Origin of the sequence: Novosphingobium soli, from assembly GCF_042432915.1 — a bacterium.
GTDB lineage: Bacteria > Pseudomonadota > Alphaproteobacteria > Sphingomonadales > Sphingomonadaceae > Novosphingobium > Novosphingobium soli.
The window spans coordinates 94,562-110,592 of record NZ_JBHLWK010000007.1; the positions used below are offsets into that span (position 1 = coordinate 94,562).

Consider the following 16,031-nt stretch of genomic DNA (forward strand, 5'->3'; position numbering starts at 1 on the left):
GTTTGACCGGGCGTCTGCAAAAGTCTAAATGCGCGCAGATGGCGGTCCGGATAGGGCCGCCATTTGTCGTTTGCGATCTTCACGCCAGAATTCTCGAGGATTTCCGACATGTCCATGACCCCGCTGATGCCCGTTTATCCCCGGTGCGGCGTGCGTCCCGTCCGCGGTGAGCACTGCCATCTCGTCAGCGAGGACGGTCGTCGCTTCCTCGACTTCGCCAGCGGCATCGCGGTGAACGCGCTCGGGCACTCGCACCCGGGGCTGGTCGCGGCGATCCAGAAGCAGGCCCAGACGCTGATGCACGTCTCGAACCTCTACGGCAGCCCGCAGGGCGAGGCCGTGGCCCAGCGGCTGGTGGACCTGACCTTCGCGGACACGGTGTTCTTCACCAACTCCGGTGCGGAAGCCGTCGAGTGCGCGATCAAGACCGCGCGCGCCTATCACCAGTCCGCCGGCAACGACCACAAGTTCGAGCTCATCACGTTCAACAACGCGTTCCACGGCCGGACCATGGCGACGATCAGCGCCTCGAGCCAGGAGAAGATGCACAAGGGCTTCCTGCCCCTGCTGCCCGGCTTCAAGTACGTCGACTTCAACGACCTGGAGGCGGCGAAGGCGGCGATCGGTCCCAACACGGCCGGCTTCCTGGTCGAGCCGATCCAGGGCGAGGGCGGCATCCGCATCGCCACCGACGCGTTCCTGCAGGGCCTGCGCGCGCTTTGCGACGAGCACGACCTGATGCTCGTTCTCGACGAGGTGCAGAGCGGCGTCGGCCGCGCCGGCACGTTCTACGCCTATGAGCAGTACGGGATCACGCCCGACATCCTCGCGACCGCCAAGGGCATCGGCGGCGGCTTCCCGGTGGGCGCCTGCCTGGCCACCGAGAAGGCGGCCCGGGGCATGACGTTCGGCGCGCACGGGTCGACCTACGGCGGCAACCCCTTCGCCATGGCCGCGATCGGGGCGGTGCTGGACGTGATCCCGGACGAGGCCTTCCTCGCCGACGTGCGCGCCAAGGGCGAGCGGCTGAAGGCCCGCCTCGAGCAGTTCATCGGCAACTACCCCGATCTGTTCGAGCTCGTGCGCGGGCGCGGCCTGTTCATCGGCCTGAAGATGAGGGTGGAGCCGCGCGCCTTCGTCGCCCACATGCGCGACAGCCATGGCCTGCTGACCGTCTCGGCGGGGGACAACGTCGTGCGTATCCTGCCGCCGCTGGTGATCGACGACAGCCATATAGATGAATTCATGGAGAAGCTCTCCGCCGCGGCCGCGAGCTACCAGCCCGAGGAGGGTGCCTGATGAGCAAGGATTTTCTCAGCCTGTCGGATGCCGGCGGCGACGTGATCGCGGCCATGATCAACGACGCGCTGGATCGCAAGGCGGCACGCCAGGCCTGGCCCAAGGGTCGGGCCGATGCGGATGCGCCTCTGGCTGGCCACGTGCTGGCGATGATCTTCGAGAAGAACTCCACCCGCACGCGCGTGTCGTTCGACATGGCGATGCGCCAGCTCGGCGGGTCGGCGCTGATCATGGAGGCGGACAGCACGCAGCTGGGCCGGGGCGAGACCATTGCCGACACCGCGCGGGTGCTCAGCCGGATGGTCGACGCGATCATGATCCGCACCGACGACCACGCCAAGATCGAGGAACTGGCGCACTACGCCGACGTCCCGGTCATCAACGGGCTGACCGACCTGTCGCACCCCTGCCAGATCGTCGCCGACCTGTTGACGGTGGTCGAGCGGGGCTTCGCCTTGCCCGGTCTGCAACTGGCCTGGCTGGGCGATGGCAACAACGTCGCCAATTCGCTGATCGAGGCGGCGGGGCTGATGAAGTTCACCATCCGCATCGGCGGCCCGGCCGGGTACGAGCCCGACGCGGGCTTCGTGGCGCGGGCACGCGCGGCGGGGGGCGAGGTCATCCTTACGCCCGATGCGCGCGCGGCGGTGGCGGGGGCGCAGGTCGTGGTCACCGACACCTGGGTCTCGATGGGCCAGGCCGGGGGTGAGCAGCACGTCGCCGCGATGCAGCCCTACCAGGTCGACGCCGCGCTGATGGCGGCAGCGGAGCCCGGTGCCGTGTTCCTCCACTGCCTGCCCGCGCACCGTAACGAGGAGGTTACCGACGAGGTCATGGACGGCCCGCAATCGGTGGTCTGGGACGAGGCCGAGAACCGCATCCACGCCCAGAAGTCGGTCCTGCTGTGGAGCCTCGGCAAGCTGTGAGCCTCGACGACCTCCTGCGCGACGACGACACCGGCTTCGACCGGGTCCTCGCCTTCACGGTGCCCGCACGCCATGCCCGCGGGCGTGTCGTGCGGCTCGGGCCGGTGCTCGAGACGGTGCTGTCGGCGCACGACTACCCCAAGATCGTCAAGCACCTGCTGGCGGAGGCCCTGGTCCTCACCGCGCTGATGGGCTCGCTGCTGAAGGAGGAGCACGCCCAGCTTACCCTGCAGGCGCAGGCCGAGGACGGCGTGGTGGACCTCCTCGTGTGCGACTACCGCAACGGAGAACTTCGCGGCTACCTGCGCCACGATCCCGAGCGCGTGGGCGAGCTGGAGGAAGGCTGCACGCTGGAGACGATCTTCGGGAAGGGCTATCTCGCGATCACCTTCGACCTGGCCGCCAGCCAGGAGCGCTATCAGGGCATCGTGCCGTTGGAAGGCGAGTCGCTGGCCCATGCCTGCGAGAGCTACTTCGCGCAGTCGGAGCAGCTGCCCACGCTCATCCGCATCGCGGTGCGCTCCAACGGGCCGCGATGCACCGCCGGTGGTCTGCTCGTCCAGCACCTTCCCGACGGCGAGGAAGGCAAGGAGCGCCTTCATGCCAAGGAGGACCACCCGGACTGGGAGCATGTGGCGATCCTGGCCTCCACCGTCAGCGAGGCGGAACTCATCGATCCCGTGCTGAACCTGGAGCAGCTCGTCTGGCGCCTGTTCCACGAAGAGGAGGAAGTGCGGGTCGAGCCCCTGCTGTTGCTCCAGCGGGGTTGCCGCTGTACCGTGGAGCACTATCAATCCATCCTCTCGCGCTTTCCCGAAGACCAGATCGTCGATATGCGCGACGATGACGGTCTCGTACCGGTGGACTGCGCGTTCTGCTCCAAGATCCTCCGCATTCCCGTCTGACGCCAGTCTGAGGCCCATCCGCTGCGGGCCGACTTGCATTCGCCCTCTCCTGTTCCGATATTGTATGCGGCAGGACGATGAGTGAAGGCGATGAAACGATGTTGAGATCTGCGCTTGTCGTGCTCGCCATTGCGACTGCCGCCACCGCTGTCGTCGTTCCGGCCCACGGTCAGCGCAAGTCGCTGCACATGCTGGACGAGCTCGATCGCGGGAGTTGGGAGCTGCGCGAGCGTGGAGGGCCCGTGCGCGCCATGTGCGTGGACAACGGTCGCCGCTTCATCCAGCTGCGCCATCCGGGCGCACCCTGCAGCAGCGTCGTGGTGGACGACCTGCCGGACGAAGTCACCGTGCAGTACACCTGCCGCGGACAAGGCTACGGGCGCACCCATATCCGGCGCGAGACCAATCGCCTGGTTCAGGTGGACAGCCAGGGGATCGTCGACGGGCTGCCCTTCTCGTTCTCCGCGGAAGGTCGCATGACAGGGGCCTGCGGCGGTTGACCATTGCGGCCGCGCCGCAGCCGGCGTAGCGGGACGGTCATGCAGGAAACCTCTTCCCCCACGGCCAGGCCGGCCGTCGTGCTGCTGTCCGGCGGTCTCGATTCCATGGTCTCGGCCGGTATCGCACGCGAGCAGGGCTTCGCGGTCAACGCGCTCACCATCGACTACAACCAGCGGCACCGGCGCGAGCTGGAGGCGGCGGCCGAGATCGCGCGGTTCATCGGCGCGGCGCGTCACGTCGTCATGCCGCTCGACCTGAGGCAGTTCGGCGGCTCGGCGCTGACGGACGACATCGCGGTGCCGAAGGAAGGCGTCGGGGCGGAGATCCCGGTCACCTACGTGCCGGCCCGCAATCTGGTGTTCCTTTCGCTCACACTCGCCTGGGCCGAGGCGATCGGCGCGCGGGACATCTTCATCGGCGTCAACGCGCTGGATTATTCGGGCTATCCCGACTGCCGGCCGGAGTTCATCTCCGCCTTCGAGGCGATCGCCGAGCTGGCCACCAAGGCGGGTGCCGAAGGGCACAAGCTGCGCATCCATGCCCCGCTGCAGTTCATGGGCAAGGCCGACATCGCGCGCGAGGCCGATCGCCTGGGGCTGGATCCGGGGATGAGCTGGTCATGCTACGACCCCCAGCCGGACGACCGTGCCTGCGGCCTGTGCGATAGCTGCCGCCTGCGCAAGGGCGGCTTCGCGCAAGCCGGCCTGATCGATCCGACCCCCTACGCGGCCTGAGGCCCCCAACAGTTCGGCACAGCAAGAAGCCCTGCGGCCAAGCCGCAGGGCTTCTTGCTGTGCGTCCGCGCGGAAGCCGGAAGCCGCGGCAGGTCCAAAAGAAAAGGGGGCCGGATTGCTCCGACCCCCTGATCTTGACCGTTGCCGGTTCGCTTACATGCCCGAGCCCGGACCGTAAGTGATCTCGACGCGGCGGTTCTGCAGCTCGCGCACACCGTCGGCGGTGGGAACGCGCGGGTTGCTTTCACCGAAGCCCTGGCTCGAGATCGAGCCGTCGGGGATGCCGTGGCTGGTCAGGTACGAACGGACCGAAGCGTTACGACGCTCCGACAGGCCCTGGTTGTACGTGGTCGAGCCCGAGCGGTCGGTGTAGCCGGCCAGCATGATCGGAACGCTGTCGCAGTTCGCGTAGGCGCTGACGGCGCTGTCGAGGATGGTCGAAGCCTCCGGCGTGATGTCCGACTTATCCCAGTCAAAGAACACGATGTACGGACCCTTGTTGCAGGCCGGAGCCGGCGGCGGGGGCGGCGGGGGGGGCGGCGGCGCCGGGGGCGGCGGCGCCGGGGGCGGCGGCGGAGCAGCCGGTTCGCCGAAGTTGTACGCCAGGGTGCCCATCAGCGAGTGCGAACGCCAGCGGGTTTCCAGCGAGTCACCCGCGGGCGACACGAGGTCGACGTTGTCGACGTTCATGAAGCGGTACTTGAGGCCGATGTCCCAGTGGGCGCTGAGCGGAGCGCGGATACCCGCGATCGCCTGCCATGCGAAGCCGCTGTCGGAATCGTCGATCACGTCGGCGTCGACGCGAGCGACACCGGCACCACCGCCGACGAAGCCCTGGAGGCCGTCGTCCGGACCGAAGTCGAGCAGGCCGTTGACCATGAACGACAGGTTGCTGGCGTCAGCGCCACCGCTGTACTTGATGTTGGCCTGGCGATAGCTGGCTTCCGTCTCGAGACGGAACGGACCGAAGTCGTAGCCAAGAACAGCGCCGCCGTCGAAGCCCTTCTTGAATTCGATTTCACCGGCGTTGTTGACACCATCGACGTCAACGTCGGCGTCTTCGACGATCATGCCGCCGAAATCGAGTTCCAGATACCACGAATCGTCGCGCGCGAACGCGGGCGTGGCGATAGCTGTCGAAGCCAGCGCCAGTCCAAGGACGAGTTTCCTCATACGTTTCCCCTACTAAGAGATTTGGAGCCACCGAGTGCTAGAGTGTCTAGCCCTTTGGCAATGCGTGTGCAAGCGCACATTACCCGCACCTGTGGCAAAAATGCCGCATGTTCGGGAGGTTGGGGTACGCTGCCGACCCGGTATCCGAAATCATTGCCACCCCGAAGGACCCTGTTCCTGCATCGTTATGCCGCCGGGAAGATACCCAAGGCTTGAAGAGCCGAGACCAGATCATTGATCGCGGCCCGAGCCTCACCATCAACACTCGTTCCTCCAAGTGGTTCCAGCGGCAGGGAAGCTTTTCTCCAGCCACCGAAAAACAGCATCTCCTGGCCGGCGGAGAGGTCGAAGACCCGCAGGCCGTCGCACGGCTCCGCGAAAATCCAGCCGCTGCCGTGCCTTCGCGCGATCGAGCCGGCCTGTCCCTGCCAGGCCTCGGTCGCGCCTGCGGCGACCAGCCAGGCCTGGCCATCTACGGAAAATTCCGGAGGTGTGGCCGTTTCGCCCTGGATCGCGCAGTGCATCAGGGCATCGGCGCGCGCGAGCGCCTCGTTCACGACCACCTCCTTCTCCGCCTGCCCGGCATGGAGCAGCGGCAGCGCGAAGCGGGAGGTGGCACTGGCGAAGGGAAACGGGTCGGTCATCGGCTTTCCTTCCGGGGATCAGGGCAGGTGGCACAGGAGGAGCGGGAGCGAGAGCGATGCGGTGCCACGCTGGCGGACCGCGATCGGGGCGCCGGGATTGCGGGCGGCCAGATCGGCCAGCGTACTCGCTTCGAGCCGGAGCAGCGGGGTGGCGGTCGTCCACGTGGCGAGGAAGGTTTCGAAGGGGGCTTCGAGGGGACCCAGGGTCACCAGGTAGCTTTCGGCTTCCTCGACGAGCGGCATGTCCACGCCGCCCCGCCAGGACCATCCACCGCGCGCGCGGCGCGTCCAGGCCAGCGTCCAGGAACCGTCCGCGGCCACGGTCCGGCGCGGACGGACGGGGGAGAGCGGGCGCAGGCCCAGGCCGCGGAGCAGCACCGGCGCTTTGACGGGCGCCGGATCGCCGCGGCCGAGAGCCACCACCCGGCGCGCCGGGTCGGTGCCGAGGACGGCAGGGTCGAGCGGCACCAGCCCCGGCCCGAGCAGGACGAACCCCTCGTCCGAGCCATGCCCGGCGACGGCATGCTCGGTCCCGCCGCGCCCGCGCAGCAGTCCGGAGAGCCGCCAGTGGCCGCCTCCGAGCGGCTCCGCCTTCGCGAACTGGACGATCTCCTCGCCGACGAGGGCGCGATTGGCGCCGGCGAGCATCTGCGCCAGCTCGACCGTGGCCAGCTGCATCGCCGGGTCGAGGAGCGATACGGTCAGCCGCGATCCGCGGTCGAGCAGCAGCGGGCTCGCCGGCGGCAGGGGGGACAGCGCGGTGCCGATCACCGCGCGCCGATGGCCGCTGGGGCCGAGCGGGACGAGCTGGCCCGCGCCCGCGTCGGCATAGAGCGCGGCGCCCGCCCAGTCGGCGGTCGTGCCGGTGACGGCGGCGAACAGGCGCGGGACCTGCGGCGCTCCACCGAGCCCGTCGACCGGAAGCTCGAAGGCGACCAGGCGGGTCTCCGCGACCGATAGGTCGGCCGCCGCGGCCGCGCGGCCGGGGTCGGCCAGGATCGCGGGCGCGGCATCGGCACCGGTCGGCGGCACGCGCTCGAGCGCAAGCGCGACGCCGCTCGCGCGCCACTCCCACTCGCGCACCCGCCAGTGCCCGGCGATGCCCGGCAGCGCCACCAGCGCGCCGGGGCCGACCGCGGGGTCGAGCTCGCCGCTGCACCAGGTGATGCGCTCGCGCGTCCAGTCGGCGCGGCGGGCCAGGCGCTCGATCAGGACCCGCGCGTCCGCGGCCTCGATCGCCGCCGGCAGCTCGACGATCGCCGGCTCGCCCGGACCGGCGCGGCCGGAGGCACGCTGGACGCCGGGCTGGTAGTCGCGCCAAGGGTCGTAGTGGCGCAGCACCGAGGGCGCCTGCGCCAAGGGCGCCGCGCGGTGGCGCGCGTGGCCCGCCCGACCGCCGGACCCGTCCTCGTCTTCGAGCGGGATGCACGGTTCGGACAGCAGGATCGGCCCGTCCTGCCGGCGCTGGCGGGCGATCACGAGATCGGTGCCCGCTGCGTCCACGTCCAGCGGCATCACGCGATCAAGGACCTCGAGGTCGGCGGCGGGGCTGCCCTCGCTGGTGTAGCCGGCAAGCCCGTCGAGCGGCACCGCGGCATCGACGCGCTCGATCACCTCGCCCACCAGGTGGCGGAGATCGAAGGCGTCGTCGGCGATCACTTCGAAGGACAGCACGGGGATCCGGTTGTAGTAGTCCGACAGGTCGAGCCCTTCGAAAACCACATAGGCCAGGCCGCGGTAGGCCGGGCAGCGGTCCTCTCCCTCGGCGGCGGCGATCAGCGGATCGGGCGCCTGGTCGCCCTCGCCGGTGTGGACGCGAAGCGTGCAAGCGACCTTGAGATCGCCGGCCGCACCGCGCAGCAGCCGCCCGTCCGCCCAGATCCGGCCGAGCCCCAGGATCGGTCGGCTGGCGAGGGCGACCGCGAAGTTCGCGCTGTAGCTATAGCCGGCGATCGCCGGGCTCCCCTTGCCACCCCCCTGCGCCTCGTCGTGCTCGACGAGGTCGGTGGCCCAGATCACCGAGCCGGCGGTACGCATGCGGCCGAAGTGGCGCGGCAGCGGTTGACCGTAAGTGGAGGAGGTCGGTTCCAGCTCCTTGAGGCGGGACCCCCGTGGGCCCGCCCCGCCGAGCACCATGCCATCCACCTGGCGGCCCATCAGCGAGCCGATCGCTCCGCCCAGCGGGCCGCCCAGCGCCGTGCCCAGGCTGCCGAATACGAGTGTCGCCATGTCAGATGTCCTCCAGGGGGGCTGCCGGGGCCGCGCGCCAGTGCCCCAGGACCGGCCAGGTGGGGGGAAGCGGTCCGCGCACGACTTTGCCGAGCCCGGCATGGGCATGGACGATGGATGCGGCCGAGACGGCGATGGCGAGATGGAGCTGGCACGGTGCGGTCCGCAGCAGGAGCACGTCGCCCCGCGCGATCTCCCCGGCCGCCGGGCGCAGCCCCAGCATGGCCGCGTGGCGGTCCGCGTCCGGCACCCGCCGGGACCGCAAGGCATAGCCGGTCGGCAGCCTTGCCGTGCGCCCGGTGGCTGCGCAGACCAGGGCCAGGACGCCGAGGCAGTCGAGCCCGCTCGCAGGATCGCGTCCGTGCAGCCGGAACGGCGCGCCGACCAGCGACAGCGCCGCCCGCGCGAGAGCCTCGCCGCTCACTGGCCGGGTCCCGGCGTGCGCACGAGCAGGTCGTTGCCGGGCAGGAACGGCTCGCCGCGGAAATTCGCGGCGTTCGCGAAGCGGGTGGCGCAAGTGTCCAGCCGGTGGTCGCACCCCTCGCGCAGCAGCACGCGGCTGCCGGCGGCGACGGGTTCGATCGGCACGTCGAGGACCAGCCCTCCCGCCGGGCCCGGGCCCATCACCCCGGCCACGATGCCGGCCTGCGGCCCGTCCAGCCAGCGCAGGGTGCCGCCGGCGTGGAGTGCTGCTTCGGGCGCGCCCTCCAGCACGACGGCGTTGGCGGGGGCATCGATCGCCTGGAGGCGCAGCTCCCGCATGAAGCGCTGGGGATTGAGGTTGCAGCCAGGTCCGCAGAAGGCGGCGCGGCAGGCCGGGCTGGTGCGTGGGACGGGATCGCGCCAGAGCTCCGCCTTGCGCGAGACGAGCTCGGCGGAGAAGGCGCCGTCCTCCTCGGCGATCGCGCCGATGGTGCCGGCATAGAGGATATCGCGCTCACCGCTTTCCCAGTCGACCACGCCGATGCGAACTTGCGCCCCGTCGAAGCGGCCGGCGTGGAGCTCGGCGCCCGATATCGCGTCGTGCGTCAGTGCGCCGCTCACTTCGGCGCTGTCGGCATCCAGTCCGGCGGAGCGGCGGATCGAGGAGGGGACCATGCCGGGCGAGGCGCGGTGCAGCACGCCGTCGAACCACAGGTCGCGGTCGTGCGCGGTGAAGCCGAGCGCGACGCCGTCGGTGCGCAGGATCCGGCAGAAGGTCGCGACCGTCTCCAGCTCGCGCGCGAACCAGCGGCGGCTCATGACGGCTCCCGGATCTCGACCAGGGGAACGCTGGGCGCCTCTCCTGCGGCGAAGGCGGCGCCGGAGATCTCCAGGCTGTCCTGCGCGAAGCGCACCGGCACGTCGAACAGGAACCCTGCGCGAACGATCGCGCCCGCCGGGGGTGGCAGGTCGAACGCCACGATCCCGGCGGGGCGCAGGTGCCAGTTGCCCGCTTGCGGCACGCCGTCGATCGAGACGCGCACGCTCGCGGGATCGGGCCGGGTGATGCGCCGCTGCTGTGCCTCCGGTCCCGCGCCATAGCGCTTGGTCAGCGCGAATTCGGCGGTGATCCCGTCCCCGCTGCCGATGTGCTGGTCGAGCGCGCTCGGCGCCTCGGTCATGCCGCCGGAGCTGAAGTCTCCCGGGTCGCGCAGCCGGAACCCGCGCGCGGGTCCGCGCCGGGCCCGGAAGAAGGCGAGCAGCGCGCCCAACTCGGCCTCGGAGCGGACGCCGGGGCCGACATCGAAGCGCAGGCGCGCGTCGGACCACAGGCTGTTGCGCCGCTCGAACCCCGAGGCGGTGGTCGACACGCTGGTGGAGAACTCCGCGACGACGGTGGCGTCGCGGCCGAGCGCAAGCGGGTAGGGCACGTCGTCGAAAGGCTGCATGGGGTCGGATCCCGGGTCATGGGTGGAAACGGGGGGCAGGCGCACGTAACCGTCGCGCGCCACCTGCGGCAGCGCCCAGACGACGATCTCGTGCGGGTCGCGGGCGCGCGCCGCGTCGATGCCCGCGTCGATGCGCCGCCACAGCTCGGACTGGCCCGCGGCCGGGACGAAGCCGGCCAGGTAGTCCTGCTGCTGCGGGGGATAGCCCAGCCGGGCATCGATCTCGGCCAGGGCGTGGCGCCGGTGCGCGTCGGCCCCTGCGGTGAGCCAGTCGTAGTCTTCCACCTGGAGCCGGTCGAAGGCGGGGGAGGCCCATCCGCTCGGCAGGTTGGCGCGCCTGAGCTCGGGCATGTCGGGCGCCAGGATCGTAGGCGCGAAGACCAGCACCAGCGCCTCGACCAAGCGGGGGGCGACCGCGGCCCGAACGGCCGCCACGAGATCGGCGGTGGACTGCGCGAGCAGCGCGCCGGCCGCGTCCAGCAGGGCTGTCTGGCCCGCGTCGAGCGGTGCGCGCATGTCCGGGATGGCGACGGGCGCGCCGCCCAGCGCCGCCTGTGCCGCTGCATCGTAGAGGCAGATCCGGCCGTCCGCAAAGGTCCACCACCAGGGCTCGCCCACCTGAAAGCGCACCGGGGCGCCCGCCTCGGCCATCAGCGTCGCCATCTCGCCCGCGACCGCGCGGAGCCAATCCATCGCCTCCCCGCTCGCGGGCGACAGCAGGGTGGAGGGCGGGTCCCAGCCGGTGAGGGCCGGCGCGCCGTCGTGCGCGCGCTGCTTCCACGCCGCGGGGCAGTGCTGATCGAGCAGCTCGTAGGACAGCGAGGCGACGGGGCTGAACCCCAGCCGCAGGCACTCGGCGAAGAAGGCGCGGTGCCAGACCCGCGTCGGGGCATTGAGCGTAGCGCCGGGCCCGCCTGCCAGGAAGGCGCCGTCCATCGCGGCGAGCCGGAAATAGTGGCTCATCCCGATATAGTGGATCACCGAACCGCGGTAGCCGAGCTGGCGCGCCGCGCGCAGGAGCCGGGCGGGGGTCTGCACGCCCTGGTCGTCGAAGCCGGTGGCGATGCCAAGGCCGTGCGCCTGAACCAGCACGTCGCCGATCTCCAGCATGGCGCGCGCCCCGTCGGCGGCGATGGCGCTCACCTCGATCCAGCCCTCGGCCTCGGCCGGCAGCGGCTCGTCGCTCTCCGCGTCGTAGCCGGGCGGGGCGAAGGAGATGAACATGCGCTCGATCGCGCTTGGCCACACGCGATCCGCTTCCGCGGGCAGCAGGAAGCCGCCATCGAGCTGGGAGAAGTCGAGCGAGACCAGCGCGTCCTCGCCGGTTCCCTCGGCATAGTTCCAGAGCCTGACGTACCAGGTCCGCGGAGCGCCCGCCGCGTCGCGGCCCTCCACCGTCAGCGTGGGGCCGTTCACCGCGTCGAGTGGGGCGATTCCGCCCGAGCGCCAGCGGAAGCGCAGCGCGGTGTGCGCGTAGTCACGGTCGGTGCGGTAGGCGAGAAGCGGGTGGTCGAGCCGGTCCTCGCTGTCCCAGATCAGGCCGCCCAGGTCGCACTTGCGCAGGAACGCGGCCTCGACGCGCAGCGCGTCCGGGCCGGTCGAGACGACCGCCGCCATCATCGGCCGCGGAAAGTTGACGGTCCAGAAGCGCGGGTCGAAGCGCATGATCCAGTCGCTCGCCTGACCCTCGCGCTCGCTTGCCAGCCAGAATGCCATGGAACGGGCCTCCTAGTTCGAGAGGGAGCGGCGCACCGCGCTCGCCACCTGGCGCGAGGAGCGCTGGAGCGACTGCGGGACGGAGGCGCCGCGCGGGGCGTCGAGGCTGATCGAGACGCGCACGTCGCGGAGCGCGGCGCGCGGGGCCTCCACCCGGCCGGCGGCGGTGGGCACGAAGACCTCGGGCCCGCGCTCGCCCACGAGGTAGCCGCGCCCCGGGGACACGTTGCCGCCGGTGGCGCGGCCCGGCAGGCCGAGTGCGCCGGTGAGCAGGCCGCCGATGTCGGCCCCGGCCGGAGTGCCGCTGCCGGTCATCAGGGCGGCGAGCGTCTCGGCGGCCTGCGCGGCGATCGCGCCGAGCGCGGAGCTGGCGCTGCGCCTGAGATCGTCGAAGCCCAGGTTGCCGCTGCGGATGGCGCTCGCCAGCCCGCGCTCCAGCGCATCGCCGGCGCGGGTGAAGCCCGCGGCGAGGTCGCCCTCCACCGCGCCGCGCAGGCGGGCGATGTCGCGCGCGAAGCCCTCGGTGCCGGCGCGCACTTCCACCAGCAGCGTGTCGATCTCATCGTCCATGATCGTTGTCCATCAGCCGTTGCAGGGTCTGCCTATCGAGGCCGGGAGCGGGCGCATCGAGGCGCGCGAGGCCCAGGGAGGCAGCGAACTCGGCCGGCGTCGCGGCCCAGAACTCGGCCGGCCGCCAGCCGAGCGTGCGCGCAGCGAGCGCCCACAGCGCGAGGGCCGCGCCGTCGAACCGCGCGTTCATGGCGCGCCCTTGAGGATTTGCGCCAGGAGGCTGCGCAAGGGCGCGGCGCAGGCGGCGAGGCCTTGCGCGACCACTGCCTCGCCCACCGCCTCGCGGCTCAGGCCCTCGCGCTCGACCAGGCAGTGCCAGAACAGCGCTGCCATCTCGGCCAGCCGCAGCTCGCCCGCGCCGGCGCGCGCGACGAGTGCGAACAGCGGCCCCAGCTCCGCCTCGGCGGCGCACAGCGCGGCGAAGCTGGGGCGCAGCAGGCGCCGGGTGCCGGCGATCGCCAGCTCCGCCTCGCCGCGCAGGGGATTCGCCGTGCTCATGCCGGCGAGACCTGGCCCGAGCTTTCGAGCTGGAGCGTGTAGTTGCGCTCGCCATTGAAGTCCCCGGCGTAGTCGAGGCGCTGGACCAGGAAGCGGCCGCGCAGCCTCTCGCCGTCCTCGAAGCTCAGTTCGTAGTCGTCGAGCGTGCCGGCCATCGCATTGGCGCGCACTTGGGCCTCGGCCGCGCTGCCGAGGAAGATTCCCGCCGCACTGACCGACACGGAGCGTACGCCCGCACCCGAGAGCAGCTCGCGCCAGCCGCCGCTGTCCTTGGAAGTGACGACGACGGCGTCGCCGGTCACCGACATCTGGGTGGTCCTGAGGCCGGCGACGGTCTGGTAGCTGGCGGGCGTGCCGCTGGCGATCTTGAGCAGGAAGGCGCTGCCTTTCTGGGCGGTCATGGTTCGGCTCCTTGGTGGTGCGGGACTTCGACAGGCTCAGCCCACGCGGGTTCAACGAAAAGGTGCGGTCCTCCCATTCCGCTCATCCTGAGCTTTTCGAAGTCGCTCATCCTGAGCTTGTCGAAGCCGCTCATCCTGAGCTTGTCGAAGGATGGACCCGCCGGCTTACGTGGCGAGCGCGCGGAAGCGGTATTCCAGCAGCACCGCGCGGGTGTTGGCGGGGCGCTGCTCGGCGTGGGCGCGCAGGAACTGGATGGCGGCGATCCGCAGCGGGCCCTGCGTGCGCGGCAGCGCTTCCACTCGCGCCTCGATGGCGGCGACGAGATCGGCGGCGGCGTCCGGGGCGTCGCCGCGGCAGTGCAGCTCGAGCGCGATGCGCACTTCGCGGCCCGCGGCGGTCTTGCAGCTCCAGTCGGTGCTGGCGCTGGCGGCGACGGCGAGCCAGGGCAGGCTGGTGCGCGCGGGCGCCTCCTCCGCCACGGCGTTGAGGCGGGCGGCGAGCACCGGGTCGGACGCCAGCCAGGCGACGAGCGCGGCGCGCAAGGTCAGTTCCATGGCTTATCCTTTCGCGAAGAGCGGCCACAGGAGCGCGGGGCGGCGCCAGCGGCGCGCGTCGCCGCGTGCGGCGAGAAGGGTGGCGGCGGTGCGGGCGCGCGCGAGCGCTGCGGCGCGGCGCGCGAGGCGGGCGGCGAAGGCGTCGAACCCCACGCGCACCTGGATCGCGCGCCCGCTCATGCCAGCCGCATCCGGCGCCAGGGGCGCCACAGCGCCGCCACCGAAGCGGGGGGCAGCGGCGCCGCGCCCGCGCCCTCGCGCTCGCGGTGCTGGTGCGCGGCGAGGCGGACGATGCCGTGGCGCAGGGCCATGGGCAGCGCGTCCCAGGCGGGGGCGAGGCCGGCGGTGAAGCGCACCGCCACGCGCCCGGCCGCCGCAGTCGGAGCGATGCGGACATGGCCGCCGCCCTCGGCGTCGAGATCGCTGTCCCACGCGCCCGGCGGCAGCGGCGTGCGCGATCCATCGCCGGCCAGCGCCTCGACCGCGATGATGGCGAGCACCGGCCGCGTCGCCAGCCGCCGCCAGCCGCTTGCCGGCGCGAGCACTTCCTCGCACTCGGCCTCGACCGGCAAGGCGCCGGTGAAGCCCTCGCAGGTCTCGGTCGCGGCGGCGATGAGCGCCGCGAGCGGGGCGTCGTCGACCGCGGTGGTGATGCCGAGCCATTGCTTGAGCTCGGCAAGCGCCGGCGACGGCACGGCCGCGGGCGTGAGGATGACCCGGTTCATGGGGAACTCCGATCGAGGGAAGGGCTGGGGAACGCGAAGGTGCCCGCGCCGCCGGAGGGGAGCTACGGCGCGGGCGCCCGGCCGCGTCAGGTCGCGATCTTGAGCAGCTTGATCGCGTCGGAATCGAGCACCTGCCCGCCGATCCGCTTGGTGGCGTAGAAGTGGACGAAGGGCTTGTTGGTGAACGGATCGCGCAGGATCGCGGTCGCGCTGCGCTCGGCGATGAGGTAGCCGGCGCGGAAGTTGCCGAAGGCGATCGGCAGCGCTCCGGCGGCGACGTCGGGCATGTCCTCCGCCTCGACCACCGGATAGCCGAGCAGGCGGTTGGGCTGGCCCTCCATCAGGCCCGGCTGCCACAGGAACGATCCGTCCGCCGCCTTGAGCTTGCGCACCAGCGCCAGCGTCCGGGAGTTCATCACCCAGCTCGCCCCCTGCCGGTGGCCCGCCTTGAGCGCGTGGACGAGGTCGATCAGCTTGATCTCGGGCGCGGTGTCGAAGCCGGTGGCGTGGCCCGAGACGAGGTGCTGCAGCTGACCGAAGGTGCGGGCGGCGTCGCCCGCGGTGCTGGTGGTGCCGGTCAGGAACCCGCGCGGCTGGTTGGTGCCGCTGCCGCCGACGAAGGCCGCCCCCTCGGCGCGCGCGAACTCCATGGCGATCTCGTCCGCCAGCCACGACTGGACGTCGAAGGCGGCATCGTCGAGCATGGCCTGGCTCGCCGCCGGGTTGGCGTAGAGCTCGCCCGAGGGCGGCGCGATCTCGGCGAAGGCGGGCGTCGCGGTCTCCGGGCGCGCCGCGGTCTCGCTCACCCATCCAGAGGCGGTGCCGCTCGTGGTGACGAGCTTGCGGTAGCCGGCGGTGCCGGTCTGCACCACCTGGGCGATCGCGCGGATCGGGCTGATGGCGCGCAGCCGGGCGGAGATCAGCGCGTCGATCTCGCGCGGGACGGCATAGCCGCCGTCCGCCGCCACCGTGCCGGACAGCGACTTGAGCTCGGTTTCGCGCCCGGCGCGCAGGTAGCCCTGGACGAAGCTCTTGACCTCGATGCCGGGCGCGCCGCCCTCGATCACCGGGCGGGCAGCGGCGCGCGAGACGCGGTCGAGCCGGGCCCTCACGTCGTCGACGTCGCCGCGCAGCGCCGCGACCGTGGCGTCGGTCGCATCCTGCCGGGCGACGAGGTCGAACGAGGCGTCCAGCGCCTCGACCGGGGGTGTGGATTCCATGGGGCATTCACCTTTCGGTTGGAGCCGCGCGGGCGCGGCGGGAAGAACGGGCGTCGTGAGAACG

General features: G+C 71.6%; 19 protein-coding genes. 5 read left to right on the forward strand and 14 right to left on the reverse strand.

Features of this window, described 5'->3' with window-relative positions; genetic code table 11:
* Positions 1-108 precede the first annotated feature (108 nt).
* The 5 genes from ACFFJC_RS04340 to queC all read left to right on the forward strand — a co-directional run bounded on the left by ACFFJC_RS04340 (position 109) and on the right by queC (position 4,365).
* Positions 109-1,299 carry an aspartate aminotransferase family protein gene (locus tag ACFFJC_RS04340; RefSeq protein ID WP_379486269.1) on the forward strand — a complete coding sequence of 397 codons (1,191 nt, stop codon included), beginning with the start codon at positions 109-111 and terminating at the stop codon, positions 1,297-1,299.
* A complete protein-coding gene (gene argF / locus ACFFJC_RS04345) occupies positions 1,299-2,225 on the forward strand; it encodes an ornithine carbamoyltransferase (protein ID WP_379486270.1) in 927 nt (308 codons plus the stop codon). Before ACFFJC_RS04340 ends, argF begins: the two co-directional genes overlap by 1 nt.
* Entirely contained in the window at positions 2,222-3,130 is a 909-nt protein-coding gene (gene hslO, locus ACFFJC_RS04350; RefSeq protein WP_379486271.1) for an Hsp33 family molecular chaperone HslO, read from the forward strand. The genes argF and hslO overlap by 4 nt, the downstream gene beginning before the upstream one ends.
* A gap of 98 nt (positions 3,131-3,228) precedes the next feature.
* Complete coding sequence (locus tag ACFFJC_RS04355; protein WP_379486272.1) at positions 3,229-3,630, forward strand: hypothetical protein; 402 nt, start codon at positions 3,229-3,231, stop codon at positions 3,628-3,630.
* 39 nt (positions 3,631-3,669) lie between these two features.
* Positions 3,670-4,365: a 7-cyano-7-deazaguanine synthase QueC gene (queC, locus tag ACFFJC_RS04360; RefSeq protein ID WP_379486273.1), complete on the forward strand. Its 696-nt coding sequence runs from the start codon at positions 3,670-3,672 to the stop codon at positions 4,363-4,365.
* Between the two features lie 153 nt (positions 4,366-4,518).
* Here the strand turns inward: queC and ACFFJC_RS04365 are convergent, their stop codons facing one another.
* The 14 genes from ACFFJC_RS04365 to ACFFJC_RS04430 all read right to left on the reverse strand — a co-directional run bounded on the left by ACFFJC_RS04365 (position 4,519) and on the right by ACFFJC_RS04430 (position 15,967).
* Positions 4,519-5,538 carry an OmpA family protein gene (locus ACFFJC_RS04365; RefSeq protein ID WP_379486274.1) on the reverse strand — a complete coding sequence of 340 codons (1,020 nt, stop codon included), beginning with the start codon at positions 5,536-5,538 and terminating at the stop codon, positions 4,519-4,521.
* A gap of 185 nt (positions 5,539-5,723) precedes the next feature.
* Entirely contained in the window at positions 5,724-6,182 is a 459-nt protein-coding gene (locus ACFFJC_RS04370) for a DUF2793 domain-containing protein (protein WP_379486275.1), read from the reverse strand.
* 18 nt (positions 6,183-6,200) lie between these two features.
* A complete protein-coding gene (locus ACFFJC_RS04375; RefSeq protein ID WP_379486276.1) occupies positions 6,201-8,411 on the reverse strand; it encodes a phage tail protein in 2,211 nt (736 codons plus the stop codon).
* Between the two features lies 1 nt (position 8,412).
* Positions 8,413-8,835 (reverse strand): hypothetical protein, encoded by a 423-nt coding sequence (locus ACFFJC_RS04380; protein WP_379486277.1) that lies wholly within the window; start codon positions 8,833-8,835, stop codon positions 8,413-8,415.
* Complete coding sequence (locus ACFFJC_RS04385; protein ID WP_379486278.1) at positions 8,832-9,653, reverse strand: phage/gene transfer agent baseplate hub protein; 822 nt, start codon at positions 9,651-9,653, stop codon at positions 8,832-8,834. Before ACFFJC_RS04385 ends, ACFFJC_RS04380 begins: the two co-directional genes overlap by 4 nt.
* The gene (locus tag ACFFJC_RS04390) at positions 9,650-11,998 is read right to left on the reverse strand and encodes a phage distal tail protein, Rcc01695 family (RefSeq protein WP_379486279.1); all 2,349 of its coding nucleotides are present in this window, start codon (positions 11,996-11,998) and stop codon (positions 9,650-9,652) included. The genes ACFFJC_RS04385 and ACFFJC_RS04390 overlap by 4 nt, the downstream gene beginning before the upstream one ends.
* Positions 11,999-12,010: 12 nt before the next feature.
* The gene (locus ACFFJC_RS04395; RefSeq protein WP_379486280.1) at positions 12,011-12,568 is read right to left on the reverse strand and encodes a tail tape measure protein; all 558 of its coding nucleotides are present in this window, start codon (positions 12,566-12,568) and stop codon (positions 12,011-12,013) included.
* Positions 12,558-12,758: a phage tail assembly chaperone gene (locus ACFFJC_RS04400; protein ID WP_379486281.1), complete on the reverse strand. Its 201-nt coding sequence runs from the start codon at positions 12,756-12,758 to the stop codon at positions 12,558-12,560. The genes ACFFJC_RS04395 and ACFFJC_RS04400 overlap by 11 nt, the downstream gene beginning before the upstream one ends.
* Positions 12,755-13,066, reverse strand: coding sequence for a GTA-gp10 family protein (locus ACFFJC_RS04405; protein ID WP_379486282.1), 312 nt, complete (start codon positions 13,064-13,066; stop codon positions 12,755-12,757). Before ACFFJC_RS04405 ends, ACFFJC_RS04400 begins: the two co-directional genes overlap by 4 nt.
* A complete protein-coding gene (locus tag ACFFJC_RS04410) occupies positions 13,063-13,467 on the reverse strand; it encodes a phage major tail protein, TP901-1 family (protein ID WP_379486283.1) in 405 nt (134 codons plus the stop codon). The genes ACFFJC_RS04405 and ACFFJC_RS04410 overlap by 4 nt, the downstream gene beginning before the upstream one ends.
* Positions 13,468-13,632: 165 nt before the next feature.
* Complete coding sequence (locus ACFFJC_RS04415) at positions 13,633-14,022, reverse strand: DUF3168 domain-containing protein (RefSeq protein ID WP_379486284.1); 390 nt, start codon at positions 14,020-14,022, stop codon at positions 13,633-13,635.
* A 3-nt stretch (positions 14,023-14,025) separates the two neighbouring features.
* Positions 14,026-14,202 carry a hypothetical protein gene (locus tag ACFFJC_RS04420; RefSeq protein WP_379486285.1) on the reverse strand — a complete coding sequence of 59 codons (177 nt, stop codon included), beginning with the start codon at positions 14,200-14,202 and terminating at the stop codon, positions 14,026-14,028.
* The gene (locus ACFFJC_RS04425) at positions 14,199-14,747 is read right to left on the reverse strand and encodes a head-tail connector protein (protein ID WP_379486286.1); all 549 of its coding nucleotides are present in this window, start codon (positions 14,745-14,747) and stop codon (positions 14,199-14,201) included. Before ACFFJC_RS04425 ends, ACFFJC_RS04420 begins: the two co-directional genes overlap by 4 nt.
* A gap of 86 nt (positions 14,748-14,833) precedes the next feature.
* Positions 14,834-15,967 (reverse strand): phage major capsid protein, encoded by a 1,134-nt coding sequence (locus tag ACFFJC_RS04430; RefSeq protein WP_379486287.1) that lies wholly within the window; start codon positions 15,965-15,967, stop codon positions 14,834-14,836.
* Positions 15,968-16,031: the final 64 nt, after the last annotated feature.

Coding starts and splice junctions, on each gene's coding strand:
- ACFFJC_RS04395 (WP_379486280.1), bottom strand. CDS start 12,568: ATGGACGATGAGATCGACACGCTGCTGGTGGAAGTGCGCGCCGGCACC.
- queC (WP_379486273.1), top strand. CDS start 3,670: ATGCAGGAAACCTCTTCCCCCACGGCCAGGCCGGCCGTCGTGCTGCTG.
- ACFFJC_RS04375 (WP_379486276.1), bottom strand. CDS start 8,411: ATGGCGACACTCGTATTCGGCAGCCTGGGCACGGCGCTGGGCGGCCCG.
- argF (WP_379486270.1), top strand. CDS start 1,299: ATGAGCAAGGATTTTCTCAGCCTGTCGGATGCCGGCGGCGACGTGATC.
- ACFFJC_RS04390 (WP_379486279.1), bottom strand. CDS start 11,998: ATGGCATTCTGGCTGGCAAGCGAGCGCGAGGGTCAGGCGAGCGACTGG.
- ACFFJC_RS04430 (WP_379486287.1), bottom strand. CDS start 15,967: ATGGAATCCACACCCCCGGTCGAGGCGCTGGACGCCTCGTTCGACCTC.
- ACFFJC_RS04365 (WP_379486274.1), bottom strand. CDS start 5,538: ATGAGGAAACTCGTCCTTGGACTGGCGCTGGCTTCGACAGCTATCGCC.
- ACFFJC_RS04355 (WP_379486272.1), top strand. CDS start 3,229: ATGTTGAGATCTGCGCTTGTCGTGCTCGCCATTGCGACTGCCGCCACC.
- ACFFJC_RS04340 (WP_379486269.1), top strand. CDS start 109: ATGTCCATGACCCCGCTGATGCCCGTTTATCCCCGGTGCGGCGTGCGT.
- ACFFJC_RS04425 (WP_379486286.1), bottom strand. CDS start 14,747: ATGAACCGGGTCATCCTCACGCCCGCGGCCGTGCCGTCGCCGGCGCTT.
- ACFFJC_RS04420 (WP_379486285.1), bottom strand. CDS start 14,202: ATGAGCGGGCGCGCGATCCAGGTGCGCGTGGGGTTCGACGCCTTCGCC.
- ACFFJC_RS04400 (WP_379486281.1), bottom strand. CDS start 12,758: ATGAACGCGCGGTTCGACGGCGCGGCCCTCGCGCTGTGGGCGCTCGCT.
- ACFFJC_RS04405 (WP_379486282.1), bottom strand. CDS start 13,066: ATGAGCACGGCGAATCCCCTGCGCGGCGAGGCGGAGCTGGCGATCGCC.
- ACFFJC_RS04415 (WP_379486284.1), bottom strand. CDS start 14,022: ATGGAACTGACCTTGCGCGCCGCGCTCGTCGCCTGGCTGGCGTCCGAC.
- ACFFJC_RS04410 (WP_379486283.1), bottom strand. CDS start 13,467: ATGACCGCCCAGAAAGGCAGCGCCTTCCTGCTCAAGATCGCCAGCGGC.
- ACFFJC_RS04370 (WP_379486275.1), bottom strand. CDS start 6,182: ATGACCGACCCGTTTCCCTTCGCCAGTGCCACCTCCCGCTTCGCGCTG.
- ACFFJC_RS04385 (WP_379486278.1), bottom strand. CDS start 9,653: ATGAGCCGCCGCTGGTTCGCGCGCGAGCTGGAGACGGTCGCGACCTTC.